At 66.6% G+C, this 13,932-nt stretch carries 11 protein-coding genes; all 11 read left to right on the forward strand.

All coding sequences use genetic code 11. From position 1 onward, the window contains the following. Window positions 1-249 precede the first annotated feature (249 nt). The 11 genes from CR152_RS19325 (at window position 250) to CR152_RS19375 (ending at window position 13,916) form a co-directional block, all read left to right on the forward strand. Window positions 250-2,670 (forward strand): alpha/beta hydrolase family protein, encoded by a 2,421-nt coding sequence (locus CR152_RS19325; protein ID WP_099877290.1) that lies wholly within the window; start codon window positions 250-252, stop codon window positions 2,668-2,670. After that, window positions 2,667-3,746 carry a GHMP family kinase ATP-binding protein gene (locus tag CR152_RS19330; protein ID WP_099877293.1) on the forward strand — a complete coding sequence of 360 codons (1,080 nt, stop codon included), beginning with the start codon at window positions 2,667-2,669 and terminating at the stop codon, window positions 3,744-3,746. The genes CR152_RS19325 and CR152_RS19330 overlap by 4 nt, the downstream gene beginning before the upstream one ends. A gap of 171 nt (window positions 3,747-3,917) precedes the next feature. Beyond that, window positions 3,918-4,091: a hypothetical protein gene (locus CR152_RS33110; RefSeq protein WP_157778607.1), complete on the forward strand. Its 174-nt coding sequence runs from the start codon at window positions 3,918-3,920 to the stop codon at window positions 4,089-4,091. Between the two features lie 347 nt (window positions 4,092-4,438). Further along, complete coding sequence (locus CR152_RS19335) at window positions 4,439-4,621, forward strand: hypothetical protein (RefSeq protein ID WP_099877295.1); 183 nt, start codon at window positions 4,439-4,441, stop codon at window positions 4,619-4,621. Between the two features lie 267 nt (window positions 4,622-4,888). Then, complete coding sequence (locus CR152_RS19340; RefSeq protein ID WP_099877298.1) at window positions 4,889-5,068, forward strand: hypothetical protein; 180 nt, start codon at window positions 4,889-4,891, stop codon at window positions 5,066-5,068. Window positions 5,069-5,162: 94 nt separating this feature from the next. Then, window positions 5,163-6,806: a hypothetical protein gene (locus tag CR152_RS19345; protein ID WP_099877300.1), complete on the forward strand. Its 1,644-nt coding sequence runs from the start codon at window positions 5,163-5,165 to the stop codon at window positions 6,804-6,806. 123 nt (window positions 6,807-6,929) lie between these two features. After that, entirely contained in the window at window positions 6,930-8,411 is a 1,482-nt protein-coding gene (locus tag CR152_RS19350) for a glycosyltransferase family 4 protein (protein WP_099877304.1), read from the forward strand. Continuing rightward, window positions 8,408-9,220 (forward strand): glycosyltransferase family 2 protein, encoded by an 813-nt coding sequence (locus CR152_RS33665; protein ID WP_167399924.1) that lies wholly within the window; start codon window positions 8,408-8,410, stop codon window positions 9,218-9,220. The genes CR152_RS19350 and CR152_RS33665 overlap by 4 nt, the downstream gene beginning before the upstream one ends. Window positions 9,221-9,245: 25 nt before the next feature. Then, window positions 9,246-10,304, forward strand: coding sequence for an LLM class flavin-dependent oxidoreductase (locus CR152_RS19365; protein ID WP_099877307.1), 1,059 nt, complete (start codon window positions 9,246-9,248; stop codon window positions 10,302-10,304). Beyond that, entirely contained in the window at window positions 10,301-11,590 is a 1,290-nt protein-coding gene (locus tag CR152_RS19370) for a UDP-N-acetylglucosamine 2-epimerase (protein ID WP_099877309.1), read from the forward strand. The genes CR152_RS19365 and CR152_RS19370 overlap by 4 nt, the downstream gene beginning before the upstream one ends. Window positions 11,591-11,648: 58 nt before the next feature. Then, window positions 11,649-13,916 carry a TonB-dependent receptor plug domain-containing protein gene (locus CR152_RS19375; protein ID WP_099877312.1) on the forward strand — a complete coding sequence of 756 codons (2,268 nt, stop codon included), beginning with the start codon at window positions 11,649-11,651 and terminating at the stop codon, window positions 13,914-13,916. Window positions 13,917-13,932 lie beyond the last annotated feature (16 nt).

Consider the following 13,932-nt stretch of genomic DNA (forward strand, 5'->3'; position numbering starts at 1 on the left):
TGAACAGGCGCGCCGGTCGTCGTCCCCTCCAGATACTTTCGTGCGTCCGGTTGTATCGATGCCGTTTCGCCGCATGCGGGGCTGCGCCTGTCGCGGATCGGCACGGGCGGCGCTAGCCATGCTTCACATGCAATATTTGAAAATTGACATTATTAACAATATGAACGATGATTTCATTGGCGCTGATTGACGGCGCAGGCAAGCGCCTTATTGTCGGGCAGAGGCGACTATCATGAATGACGTTCGACAATGAAATTGTTTCTTTACCTGTGCGTCGGTATCCTTCTCCTGCCCGTGCCTGACGATGCGAGCGCCGCCGGCGCCACGCTGACGGGCTACCAGCAACCCAGCGCACCCTTGCAAGCCATCGTCGACGCGCCGCGCCCTCCCGCGGCCATCGGCGGTCCGCAGCGGCGCACGGTCGCGCTCCTCGAACGCCCCGCCCGTCCGGCTCTGCAGGATCTGCCCAAGGGCAGCATCAAGCTGTCCGGCCTGACCATCGATACCTTGCATTGCGCCGGCGCCCAGCCCGCATTCGGCCATGAGCTGAACCTGCTCAACGTCGCCGATGGGCGGCAGCGCCCGGTCTTGGGGCTGCCTCCACGGGCGCGCATCGCGCATCTGGAGTTTTCGCCCGATGAGCGCTGGATCGCGCTATCGCTGTGGCACGAGGGCCGGGTCCAGTTGTGGCTGGTCGATGTCGCGGCGGCGCGCGCCCGGCGCTTGCTGGAGCGGCCGCTGAACACTGTCCTGAGCAATGGTTTCAGCTGGATGGCCGGCTCGCGCACGCTGCTGGTCAGCCTGGCCCCCGAGGGTGCCAGGCCAGCGCCGGCCGCTGCGCCAGTTGCGGCCCCGGCGGTCCAGGAAAGCGTCGCCGGCAAGCCGGTACAGGTCAGCGCCATCGCCGATCCGCTGCCCCCGGGTCGCGCCGCCGAGATGCTCGGCTGGTACTTGCAGCGCCAGCTCGCCAGCGTCGATGTGTCGGGAAAACTGACCCTGATCGGCACCGCGGACCGGCTGCTGGCGGCAGCGCCTTCGCCCGACGGCAATTACATTCTGGCCAGCCGCTTGCAGGCACCGTTTGCGCCCGCCGTGTCCGTGTTGCGCTGGGCACGCAGGACCGAACTGTGGGACCGGCGCGGGAAATTGATCAAGGTACTGCACGACAATGCGCTGAACGATCGTCCGGCCCAGGACCGTGATGCCGTCGAGCCGGGACCGCGCGAATTCGGCTGGCGCGCCGACGCCGCCGCGGCCTTGCACTGGCTCGAGGCTGGCGACGGCGGCGATCCGCGCACGCAGGCCGAATGGCGCGACGTGCTGTACGAGCAACGCGCCCCATGGCGCCAGCCGGCGCTGGTGCTGGCGCGCGTGAAGGGCCGCATCAACGATGTGGCCTGGGGCAGCGGCGCGCTGGCGGTGCTGACCGAGACCTGGTTCCAGCAGGGCGAGCGGCGCACCTGGCGCATCCGCCCGCAGCAGCCCGATGCGGCGCCGGCGCTGATGTTTCGCAGGAAAATCGAAGACCGCTACGGCGATCCCGGGCGCCCGATGAAGCGCGCGCTCGACAATGGCGAGCGCGTCCTGCTTACCAGCACCGATGGCGCATCGCTGTTCTATGCGAGCGCCGGCGCGAGCGAGGAGGGCGACCGTCCGCAGCTGAACCGCTACCGCCTGGACGATGGTGAAACGACCACCTTGTGGCGTGCCCAGGCGCCGTATTACGAACGGGTCCTGGTCATGCTCGACCGCGATGGGCGGCGCTTCGTGACCCAGCGCGAGAGCCAGGACGAGCCGCCCAACCTGTTCGTACGCGAGGATGGCGCGCCGCCACACGCGCTGACCGCCGTGCCCAGTCCGTTCGCGTGGATGAAGTCGGTCGAGGTGCGGGTGCTGCGCTACCAGCGCGCCGACGGGGTGGCGCTGAGCGGCAAACTGTACCTGCCGCCGGGCTACCAGCCAGGGCGCGATGGCCCGGTCGGGGTGCTGATGTGGGTGTACCCGCGCGACTTCCAGTCGCGCTCGGCTGCGGCCGAGGTGCGCGATTCCTCCCATCGCTATGCCGACATCGATCCGCTCAGTCCGCTGGCGCTGGTGCGTCTCGGTTATGCCGTGCTGGACAACCCGAGCATGCCGATCGTGGCCGGGGAGGGTGGCGCGGCCAACGATGCTTACCTGGCCCAGCTCACCGCCTCGGCCGAGGCGGCGGTCGACGAGCTGGTGCGTCTCGGGGTGGCGGAGCGCAAGCGCATCGCCATCGGCGGCCACAGTTACGGCGCCTTCACGGTCGCCAACCTGCTTGCCCATACCAGGCTGTTCGCCGCCGGCATTGCCGAATCGGGCGCCTATAACCGCAGCCTGACGCCGTTCGGTTTCCAGTTCGAAAAGCGCACCCTGTGGCAGGCACCCCAGGTGTACCAGGCCATGTCGCCGTTTCACCATGCGGACAAGATCGCCGCCCCCCTGCTGATGATCCACGGCCAGGCCGACAGCAATCCCGGCACCATGCCGCAGCAAAGCGAACGCCTGTTCCAGGCCCTGAACAGCATGGGCGCCGTGGCGCGGCTGGTGACCCTGCCGGACGAAGAGCACGTGGTGCGCGCCGGCGAATCGGTCTCGCACGTGCTGTGGGAGCGTGAACGCTGGCTGCAACGCTTCCTGCGTCCATGAGCCGGCCCGCGACCGTGCGCGCGCGCGCGCCCCTGCGCCTGGGCCTGGCCGGTGGCGGCACCGACGTTTCCCCGTATTGCGACATCTACGGCGGACAGGTGGTCAATGCGACCATTGCCCGCTACGCGTATGCGGAACTGGCGCCGGGCGAGGACAATGTCTGCCTGCTGCGCTCGCTCGACCAGGGATGCAGCATGCGCCTGGCCGGGTCCGAGCCGGCCCAGGCCGTGCCGGCGCTGGTGCTGCACCAGGCCGTGTATCGCCATATGATCGAGCGCTATCACGGCGGCAAGCCGCTCGCGCTCACGTTCAGCACGCGCTCGGACGCGCCTGCCGGTTCCGGCCTCGGATCGTCCTCGACCATGGTGGTGGCGATGATCCATGCCTTCTCGGTCTACCTTTCGCTGAACCTGGGCGCGCACGAGATCGCGGACCTGGCTTTTCATATCGAGCGTGTGGTGTGCGGCTTGCAGGGCGGGCGCCAGGACCAGTTCGCCGCCGCCTACGGCGGTTTCAATTTCATGACCTTCCCCTCCGGCGGCGCAGCCCAGATTGCGCCGCTGGACGTGCCGGCGGCGCTCACGCGCGAACTGGCATCGTCGCTGATCCTGTGCTACACCGGCATGTCGCGCGCCTCGGCGCAGATCATCAACGACCAGAGCGAGAACATTCGCCAGGGTGCCAGCGCCGCGCTGGAAGCGACCCACGCGCTCAAGCTGGAGGCGGCGTCGATGCGGCATTGCCTGCTGGCCGGCGACATGCAAGGCATCGTGGCCTCCATGCAAACCGGCTGGGAAAACAAGAAGAAACTGGCCCGTTCGGTGTCGAATACCCACATCGACGCCATGTATGCGGCCGCGCTGCAGGCCGGCGCACTCGCCGGCAAGGTGTCGGGCGCGGGCGGCGGCGGCTTCATGATGTTTCTCGCGCCGGCCGGGCGGCGCGCGATGGTGGGCCGGGCCTTGGCGGACATGGGCGGGCAGGTGAGCCGCTGCCGCTTCGACGAGGCGGGCAGCACGGCCTGGCAGGTCGGCGCCGACGTTGCCGATGGCACCCTGCAGGCGGCGCTTGCTTGAAGCGCGCCGGCGGGGCGGGGACGGAACCCGCGCTCATGCAACAAGCCGCATTTCTTGGCAAAGATTAAAACTTGACGCGTGGTAAAAACTGCCTAGAATGCACTGGCATCCTCAACGCGAGCGTGCGGTGCATGGCAACGGTCATGTTATCAATCTTTTAAAGGAATAAGCATGAAAAAAATCATCGCTGAACTGAATCGCGACGAAGCCGCTGGTGTGGCCGGCGGCGCAACGCTGAACGAGAAACTGGTCAAGGTGCGCGACTGGGATGCCAGCGTCATCGAAGGCTGCTGCTCGCAGGACTGCTGCAACAACCCGGTGAGCGATACTGCTGGTTGGGAATAATGTTCCCGTCGGCGTAAGGTGATGCGGGCGCTGCCTGTCCGGGAATCCCGTTACGGCCACGCCGATGCGCCTTCAGTCAGGCGCGCAAGCGGCAATATCGCCCGGGTCGTGGCAGCGCTCGCATCCCGCTCGGATGACCGGTTTTTCCCCGGTTTATCTGGGCGCTTGGACTAAAAACATGCACTTCGGTAAAGGCCGCACGGGGTGGCCCTGATAACCGAATATTGCAGATCAGGAAAACTTGACTGAAAGTTAAAACTGTTTAGAATGCATTGGCATTCTCGTCCATAAAACCTGAATGCGATACATGGTATGGACCATGTTATCAATCAAACCCGGAGTAAAACATGGAAAAAATTATCGCTGAATTGAACCGCGACGAAGTCGTTGGTGTCGCCGGCGGCGCAACCCTGACCGAAAAACTGGTCAATGTGCGCGACTGGGATGCCAGCGTCATCGAAGGCTGCTGCACGCAGAAGTGCTGCAAGAACGAAGAGCAGCCTGGCGAGGGCTCGAACCCTTGGCTGTAATCAGGTAGTTTCCTGATGCGTGAGCGCGGCGCTGATTATCCGGGTGCTTCGCCATTCTGAAGGCGGGCGGTCGGGCAGATGAGGCAGTGTTATCCGGCACGACCGCCCGATGCACGGCGCGCCATGCGCCGCGCTTCGACCATGCGCTTCGCAACCGCGTTTAACCGAAAGCCTATCTGCCTGGCGCGCATTGGCATGCTCATTTCCTCAGCGGGAAGGCAATGCGTGTGATTTTGTCAGGTCATCAATAATATAGTGGAGAAAAGCATGAAGAAAATTATTGCCGAATTGAGCCGTGAAGCCGTCGCCAATGTGGCGGGCGGCGCCACCTTGAGCGAAAAACTGGTCAAGGTACGCGACTGGGACGCCACCGTTATCGAAGGCTGCTGCAGCCAGGGGTGCTGCCCGGAGCCGAAAGACGACGACAGCGACAACGGCTGGGAGTAATCGCCGCGCCTGCCGGCGCTGACGGCCTGGGTAAGTGCCGTCAGATATTGCCATGTTTTATCCGAATACAAAGAAGTTACTTGAAAGATTACAGATGACCGAAACCCGTTATTGGTGGCCCCTCGAATTGAGCGATGAGCTGGAAGACTCTCTTGCCGCGCATAAGGACTGGTTACGGGGCGCCCCGGTGCAATTCGATGCCGGCCGGTCCAGGCAGGTCGAAGGCGCGCTGGTCGATTTCCTGGCCAAGCCGGTACAGGGAATCGTCGCGCGCGACAGCCTTCCGTATCTCGGCCACGTTTTCGTCGGCTGGGGCAATGCGACCGTGAACGGCACGCCGCTGCTCGACCGGGTGGCTTCCTTCGTCCACCAGGACCCGTCCGGCAAGCCGTATATTTACCAGTGCCACCCGGAGGGCGACTTCCATCCGTGGCAAACCTTTGCCTACACCATGATGGCCGGGATCGACCCCGAGGCCAAGGTTGGCGCCTTGCCGTTCACCCTGCGCGAGATCGCGCAGCATTCGACCGTCATCCGCACCTCGGCCATGGACGATCTGGGGCACCTGATGTACGCGCACGCCGCGCTCGGCCTGCCCGACACGCTCACCTTCGAATTCAACGGCAAGCCGCTGACCTTGGGCGCCATGATGGACGAGGCGGTCAAGGCCCACCATTTCGGACCGTTCTATGTCTGCCGCAAGTTCCATCTGACCGAAGGCTTGTGCGCCATCGCCGCCACCTATCCGGCCTTCGCGCGCTACCGGCCGGTCGCACAGAAATTCCTCGACGGCCAGCTCGAAGTCATGCTGACCCTGTCGCTGCTGGTCGCCCAGCTCGAGGCGGTCGCCGCCGGTACCCTGACGATGGACGAGAGCAGCATTCCCGCCCTGCGCAAGGCCATGCTGATCGGCGCATTGCTGGAGAACCACGTGTACTCGGCCGGCCATGTGATCGAGCTGGCGGCGCTTGCCATGCGCATGGGCTACCAGGTCAGCGACGTCCACCGCAGCGCCATCCACCATCTGCTCAATCACTTCAATGGTTGCGTGCAGCGTTCGATGACCCGGTTCGCCCCCACCGCCGCGTTCCTGCCGATGGGCCATTTCCGGCGCGCCATCTCGCTGTACGCCAACCTGCATGAAGCCGAAACGGATCAGGACAGCGCCTCGCGCGCGGCGCTGACCGGGTATTGGGCTAACTTCGATACCAGTGACGGCACGCTCGCCGAACTGCCGGCGGCCCCGGTGGACGCGCTGTACAATCGCGCCCAGCATTCGGCCAAGGTGCGTCCCTTCTTCCAGTCGGTGCTTGATGAATTTGCCCAAGGTAATTCGACCGGGATGGACCTGTACGGCGGCTTCGACCATTTCCGGCGCCTCCATCCGGACGGCTGGCCGCGCCAGATGCATTTCGAGTTCCTCGACTATGCGGACCGCGTGGGCGTCGAACTGCACTTCGAAAACCCGGACCTGGTGCCGCTGATGGATGCGGTGGCCGCGTCCATTCCGGCGCTCCAGGAAAAGTTTCCTGGCATTGAGGTGCACGGCTTGCGCCGCGCCGACCGCAGCGAGGCGAAAATCCGGCTGTATCACGACCCGGCGACCGGGCCGGTCGACATTTCCAAGTCGATGCAGGAATTTGTCGCCTTCATGAGTCCAATCGTCTCGGCCGAGTTGCACAATCCGGTGCACGGCATCCAGCGCAGCCGCCTGGACGCGAGCGCGGCGGCGCACTAAGGTCCGTCGTACGGCCCCGCCGTTCGGCCCCGCCGTACAGCCCCGCCGTACAGCCCCGCCGCACGCCGCGCCGTGCGGCGGCGGCCGGCTCCCCCTGCCATCGAATCCATTGAGGAATCAATTTTGCACCTGTTTCCCCCGCTTACGCTTGCCGCCGCCGGCCTGTCGGCCCACAAATGGCCCAGCGTCACGCGTACCGCGCAGTTCTATCGCGACGCCCTGGCCGCGCTCACCCCGGAACTGCTGGAGGTCGACGAGGCCAGCGCCATGCCGAACGGCGTCAGTGTGCTCCTGAACTTTTCCGGTAATGCCGGCTGGGACCTGGCGCGCGGCGAGCGCGACTTTCCCTGCCTGTTCGGCATGCACGGAGGATGTGTGCTCAGCCGCAAGTTCCTGCTTGAGCGCTTGCCAACGCTCAACTCACAAGATGGCTTGATCGTCAATTGCAGTTCCGACGCCGAGGTCATCCGCAACATGCTGGGCGATGCCACGCCGGCGCTGGAATTATTGCCCTTGCCGGCAGATACCGATCTGTTTACGCCGCAAGGACGTGACGCGGCGCGCGCGCAGCTCGGTTTGACCGAGCAGCATTTCTGCATCGGCATCGTGGCCCGGCTGCTGCCGCAAAAAAATGTTCACGGCGCGCTCGACGTGGTGCGCGAGCTGGTGCAGCGCCATCCCGGGCGGGCCATCCGGGTCGTGATCATCGGTAATTTCTGGATCGACTACCCGGTACTGCGCTTTAGCGAGACCGCTTATTCGGGCCAGCTCAGGACCCTCATCGGCGAGTACGGCCTGGACGAGGTGGTGAGCTATCTGCCCGCCTCGCTGGCCGACGCCGAACTGGCCACCGCCTACCGCGCCTTCGACGTGCTGCTGCATCCGACCAATTCGATCGATGAAAACTTCGGCTACGCCCCGGTCGAAGCCATGGCCAGCGGGGTTCCCGTGGTCGGCTGCGCCTACGGCGGCCTGAAAGATACCGTGATCGACGGCGTCACCGGCTATCTCGCGCCCTCATGGCTGAGCCTGGGCGGCCTGCGCGAAGACCGCTCGGCGCTGCTGCATGGCCTGGAGGCGCTGCTGGGCGACCAGGCCCATGCCAGAAGCATGGGCGCCAACGCGCGCCGCCACGCCGAGGAAAGCTATTCGCGCGCGCACTGCATGGCCGTGCTGCAAGACATCGTGCGGCGCACCGCCGCCAACTGGGACCGCTCCAGCCGCCGTGCGCTGCAACTGCGCGCGGTCCCCGACATGCGTGCCTACGACCGCCATCTGACGCCCGCCGGCGAGCCCTTGTCCGACTTCGCCGCCTCGATCCTGGACTACACCAGCCGCATCACGCCGACCGCCGGCCCCGGCTGCGTGCTGCAGGCGTATGCGCCGCACACCGCGCGCGCCGACGGCGCCATCGTGCTGGACAATCCCGCCTGGCCGGCCGCTTACCACGCCACGCCGCTGCAGCGCGAGGTGCTCGCGCGCAGCGCAGCGCCGTTGCCGGCGGCGGCATTGCTGGATGCGACCGGGGCCACCTTGCACGATCTCGACCAGATGCTCGCGCTTGGCATGCTGATCACCCGCAACGGCGCCGCGGGGTGCGCATGACGCCGCGCGTTTCCATCGTCATCGCCTGGCGCAACCGCGCCGAGCTGGGCACCACCCTGGCCGCCAACCTGGACCTGGTCGCAGCCTGGGACGCCGAGATCGTCATCGTCAATTACGGTGGCGATCCGGCCGCGCTGGAGGCATTGCTCGCGCCGTTCGAGAACGCGCCGGTGCGCCTGCTGGAAGTGGCGGCGGACGGTTTCAACAAGTCGCGCGCCCTCAATCTCGGTGCGCACGTGGCGCGTGCCCCGTATCTGCTGCTGCTCGACGCCGATGTGATCCTCACCGATTTCGACGTCGAGCGGGCCATCGCCGAGGCGCACGCCGGTGGCTGGCTGACCCTGGGCAAGGTCAGGGAGTCGGTGCCGCCGCCGGGCAAGCGCGGCCAGATTGCCGAGTATGCCAACAGCTTCGACATCGTCCTGGGCGACGGGCGCCGCGCCCGCGTCGAAACCAAGCGTCATTATTTCGACGACGGTGCGCGCTCGTGCCCCGGCATCATGTTCCTGCGCCGCGCCGACCTGCTCGCCATCGGCGGCTTCAATTCGCTGCTGGTGGGCTGGGGCTGGGAAGACGTCGACGTCCATGTGCGGCTCGGCCTGGCGCTGGGACGCCCGGCGGCCGGGCTGGGCGAGGGCGTGCATCTGAGTCATGGCGATGAGCAGCGTTTTTTCATCGGCGACAGTCCGGGCGCCAACAACCAGCGCAATCAGCACATCTGCATGCGGCTGTACGACGCAGGCCAGTTCGAGGGCAGCTACGCGCAGGATGTGGCGGCCTTTAGCTACCGCGCCGCACAGCCGGCGTGAACCCGGCCGTCATGGAGTCTTTCCGATGAACGATATTGCAATCAACGATACCCAGTACGACGGTCCGGCCTTGTCGGTGCTGGACCTGGTTCCGATCACGGTCGGCCATTCGCTGGGCCAGGCGCTGCGCAACACGCGGCGCCTGGCGCAACGGGCCGAAGCCCTGGGATTCCGGCGCTACTGGCTGGCCGAACACCACAACGCCGCCTCGTTCGCCAGCGCCGCCACCAGTGTGCTGATGGGCTATGTGGCCGAGGGCACCAGCACCATCCGCGTCGGCGCGGGCGGAATCATGCTGCCCAACCACGCGCCGCTGATGGTCGCCGAACAGTTCGGCACGCTCGAATCGCTCTATCCGGGCCGTATCGACTTGGGCGTGGGGCGCAGCGCCGGCGCCGATCCGGTGGCCGCCACGCGCCTCAAGCGCGGCGGCGAGCCGCGCCCGTTCAGCGCCATGCTCGGCGAGCTGAGCGCATATTTCGAGGAAGCCGATCCGGCTGCCGGCGTGCGCGCCGTGCCCGGCGCGGGCCTGGCGCTGCCGCTCTACATTCTCGGCGGCAGTCCGGCCGCGGCCGCGTTCGCCGGCGAGCGCGGCTTGCCGTTCGCGTATGCCGGCCACCTCAAGGATGACGCGGCGCCCTCGCTGGCCGCCTACCGCAGCGCCTTCCGGCCCTCGGCCGTCCACCCCGCGCCGTATGCGATGATGAGCATCAACTTGATCGGCGCCGACAGCGCCGCCGAAGCCGCCTGGCTGGCCACCTCGCGCCGGCGCCGGGTGCTGGGCGTGATGCGCGCGCGGCCGCTGCCGCTGCAGGCGCCCGCCGCATTCGACACCGATGGCCCGGACGCGGCCGAGCGGCAGGCGCTCGAGCTGGCCCTGGGCGCGAGCATCGAGGGCGACCATGCCGCGCTGCGCGCCGGCCTGGGCGCCATCATCGCGCGCTGCGCGCCCGACGAACTCCTGATCAATACCGAAGTCCACGATATCGGCGCGCGCCTGCGCTCCTACGAGATCGTGGCCGAGGCACTCATGCCGCAGCGCGCGCCGCCGGCACGCACCAATTCACCCACGGAACCACGATGAAGATTCACGATCCCTCCCGCCTGCAGCAGATCGTCGCGCAGGCGCGCGAGCTGGGCCAGCCGGTGTACCTGCTGGTGATCGCCACCAAACCCTGCTACATCAAGCTGGCCTCGCTGGTGAAGGAGTTGCGCGAGCGCGCGGTGCCGGCCCTGATGATCGACGCCGGTCAGCACTACGACGTGGTGCTGACCGGCGCGGCCCAGGAGTTCGGCTATCTGAGCGAGATCGACGTGTTCCTCGATATCCGCGGCACGATGCTGGGCCGCACCGCCGCCCTGGCCGCCCAGGTCGAGCGGCTGCACGGCTACCTGCAGGAGCAGTCGGAAACGACCCGCTTCATCCCCGTGGTGTCGGGCGATACCTCGACCTCGGGCACCTTTCCCGTGTTCTGGTATCTGCAAACCGGCATCCGTTCGATCCACGTCGAAGCCGGCTTGCGCAGCCTGTCGCCGTTCGCGCCGGGCCAGCCGGTCTCGCACGAGGCCGTGCTCGCGCAGGCGGAACTGCCATGGCGCATGGAGCCGGACGAGCCATTTCCCGAAGCGCTCGATTCACGCCTGACCTCGGTCGCCTCCTCGCTGCTGCTCGCGCCGGTGGGCCGCAACCGCGACAGCCTGCTGCGCGAGGGTTACGCGCAGGCGGCCATCCGCATGAGCGGTTCGCTCAGCGCCGACGCGGTGCGCCTGGCAGGCGCGCAGGGCGGGAGCGATCAGCTCGAGCGCCTGTATCCGGGACTGGCCGGCAAGCGCTGGCTGCGGGTCGACCTGCACCGGCGCGAGAACATGTCGCCGGCGCGCCTGAACAGCGTGGTCGATGCGCTGTGCTGGCTGGCCGGGCAGGGCCTGCCGGTCATCTTCATCCTGACCAACCAGTTCAACTTTGCCCAGGAGCGCCATCCCGAGCAGCAGTTCCGCCAGCGGCTCGAACGCGGCGGCGTGCAGTGCCACCCTTTGTGGCCCTCGTACGTGGACGTGATCGCGTTCCTGCGTTCGCCGGCCTGCCTGGCCATCTACACCGACAGCGGCGGTTTGCAGGAAGAGGCCAATATCCTCGGCGTGCCCTGCATGACGTGCCGCTATTCGACCGACCGTCCGGAAACCATCCTCGACACCCGCAGCAATCTGCTGATTCCGCCCGACAGCGCCGAGCTGGTGTACCGCGCCGTGCTGCACTGCCTGGAACAGGGGCGCAGCGGCGCATGGCGCGACCTGGGGCGGAGCCTGTACGGCGAGCATGTCGCCCGCGCCATCGTCGACCACCTGCTCGAGACGGTGTCCATCCAATAGCAGGCGCGGACGGCGTGCGCGCCCGGTCCCGCCTTTTTACCCTCTTACCTGACTTGCCATGACGATCATTAAGTTTTCTCAATTCCTCAGCGCACCCGTGCTGGCGGCCATGGTGCTGTGCAGCGAGGCACAGGCGCAAGACGCCCCGGCCGCGCCCGCCGCGCCGGCGCCGTCCGCCACCGTCGCGCCTGCCACTCCGGTCAGCGTCGAGCCTGCCGCTCCGGTCAGCGTCGCGCCTGCCGCTCCGGTCAGCGTCGCGCCCAACCCTGTGCCGCAGGTGGAAATTGCCGCCAGCCGCAACGATGACCGCCGCCAGTCCAGTACGTTCCGCCAGGTCCTCGGCACGGCCGACCTGGTGCGCTATGGCGATGGCAGCGTGCTCGACGTGCTGCGGCGCCAGCCGGGGATCGTCGTCAGCGGCGTTCCGGGACGCAAAGGTGGCGAACTGAGCATGCGCGGACTGGGCAGCGGCTATGTGCGCATCCTGCTCAACGGCGATCCGGCCCCGCCCAATTTTTTGCTCGACAATCTTTCTCCCGATGTGGTCGAACGCATCGAGATCATGACGGTGCCCACGGTCGAGATGGGAACCCAGGCCATCGCGGGAACCATCAATATCATCCTCAAGCGCAGCAGCGGCAAGCGCCAGCTGCAGCTGCGCGCCGGCGTGTTTCACGACAACGACCGCACCAAGCCCCAGGTTTCCGCCACCTACGGTGACCAGGATGAGTCGCTGGCGTGGCTGGTGACGGCGTCGGCGCGCCGCATGAGCGCCGACGAGCCCTTCCTGACCCGCACCGACGGCAGCGGCGAGGACGGGCCCATCCTGCGTCACCTGGAGCAGTACAACGAGGACCGCGGCTGGAACTGGAACATCGCCCCGCGCATCACCAAAAAACTCGGTGGCGACAATTCCCTGACCTGGCAAAGCTACCTTGCCGGCATCGTCTACGACAGCGCAGGCTACGGACGCACCACGTTCGTGCAGGGGCCGCCGACGGCGCTGGCCAACGAAGACTACACCAGCGAAGGTTCCTCGCTGACGGTACGCAACAACCTGACCTGGCTGAGCACCTTGAGCAGCACCAGCAAGCTGGAGGCGAAGGCGGGCGCGACCCTGGTTCGCTCGGACAGCTCGAGCGGGGTCGATTATGTCGACGGCCACAAGCGCGTGCTGAACCGCCAGGATCTCGCGCGCGACAACCGCAACCGCAGCCTGATCGCGTCGGCCAAGCTGCGCAACGCCTACATGGACAAGCATGCCTTCGTCAGCGGCATCGAGGTCCAGCATGATCGCGACGAGCTCGACCGTAGCGACGTGATCGATGCGGTGTCGCGGCTCGACCAGACCGGCAACAGTTTCCGGGTCGATAGCCGCCGCCATGCCCTGTATGCCCAGGATGAATGGGATATCGCGGCGCGCGTCGCGCTCTACCTCGGCTTGCGCTGGGAGCGCGTATCGCTGCACAGCGAGAACAATCTGGGCCGCCGGGTCGATTACGCCAAGGCGATGCTGAGCCCGGTATTGCAGACGGTCTGGCGCCTGCCCGGCACCAAGTCCGACCAGTTGCGCCTGGGCCTGGCGCGGACCTGGCGCATGCCGCAGGCCGACAGCCTGATTGCGGGGCGCACCCTGTCGGTGAACAATACGGTGACCCGGCCCGACAGCGGCGGCAACCCGAACCTGCGGCCCGAACGGGCGCTGGGATTGGACCTGGCGTACGAACACTATCTGAGCCAGGATGGCCTGGTCAGCGTGGGCCTGTTTGCGCGCCGCATCGACGATGTGACCCTGACCCAGAGCGTGCGCGAAGACGGACGCTGGGTGGCCCGTCCCACCAACAGCGGGCGGGCACTGGCGCGCGGTATCACGCTCGAGACCAAGTTCAAGCTGCCGCAGCTGGTCGGCGGGGCGCCCGCGGTCGAGCTGCGCGGCTCGCTCTCGCGCACCTGGTCGTCGGTCGACGCGGTGCCGGGGCCGGACAACCGGATCGGCACCCAGGCGCCGCTGTCGATCAATGTGGGGGGCGACTACAGCTTCAAGTCGGCACCGATCTCGGCCGGCGCGACGGTCGGCTATATCCGCAACGGCAGCGTGCGCCTGTCGCGCTTCGAAACCTCCGCCGAGACCAATAAACGCGTGCTCGAAGGTTATCTGCTGTGGAAAATCCAGCCCAAAATGCAACTGCGCCTGAGCGGATCGAACCTCTTGCATGAAGACGATGTCAAGCGCTCGAGCTATGATGGCGATACCTTATGGCAAACCAAGACGGTGACGTCCCCCACCTACACGGTGCTGCGGGCGATTCTTGAACTGAAATTCTGAGCCACGCCGCCCAGCG

The organism is Massilia violaceinigra, assembly GCF_002752675.1.
Taxonomy (GTDB): Bacteria; Pseudomonadota; Gammaproteobacteria; order Burkholderiales; family Burkholderiaceae_D; genus Telluria_A; species Telluria_A violaceinigra.

What these genes read in the sequence shown, in the direction of transcription:
- CR152_RS19325 (WP_099877290.1), top strand. Translation starts at nt 250, where the DNA reads ATGAAATTGTTTCTTTACCTGTGCGTCGGTATCCTTCTCCTGCCCGTG.
- CR152_RS19330 (WP_099877293.1), top strand. Translation starts at nt 2,667, where the DNA reads ATGAGCCGGCCCGCGACCGTGCGCGCGCGCGCGCCCCTGCGCCTGGGC.
- CR152_RS33110 (WP_157778607.1), top strand. Translation starts at nt 3,918, where the DNA reads ATGAAAAAAATCATCGCTGAACTGAATCGCGACGAAGCCGCTGGTGTG.
- CR152_RS19335 (WP_099877295.1), top strand. Translation starts at nt 4,439, where the DNA reads ATGGAAAAAATTATCGCTGAATTGAACCGCGACGAAGTCGTTGGTGTC.
- CR152_RS19340 (WP_099877298.1), top strand. Translation starts at nt 4,889, where the DNA reads ATGAAGAAAATTATTGCCGAATTGAGCCGTGAAGCCGTCGCCAATGTG.
- CR152_RS19345 (WP_099877300.1), top strand. Translation starts at nt 5,163, where the DNA reads ATGACCGAAACCCGTTATTGGTGGCCCCTCGAATTGAGCGATGAGCTG.
- CR152_RS33665 (WP_167399924.1), top strand. Translation starts at nt 8,408, where the DNA reads ATGACGCCGCGCGTTTCCATCGTCATCGCCTGGCGCAACCGCGCCGAG.
- CR152_RS19365 (WP_099877307.1), top strand. Translation starts at nt 9,246, where the DNA reads ATGAACGATATTGCAATCAACGATACCCAGTACGACGGTCCGGCCTTG.
- CR152_RS19370 (WP_099877309.1), top strand. Translation starts at nt 10,301, where the DNA reads ATGAAGATTCACGATCCCTCCCGCCTGCAGCAGATCGTCGCGCAGGCG.
- CR152_RS19375 (WP_099877312.1), top strand. Translation starts at nt 11,649, where the DNA reads ATGACGATCATTAAGTTTTCTCAATTCCTCAGCGCACCCGTGCTGGCG.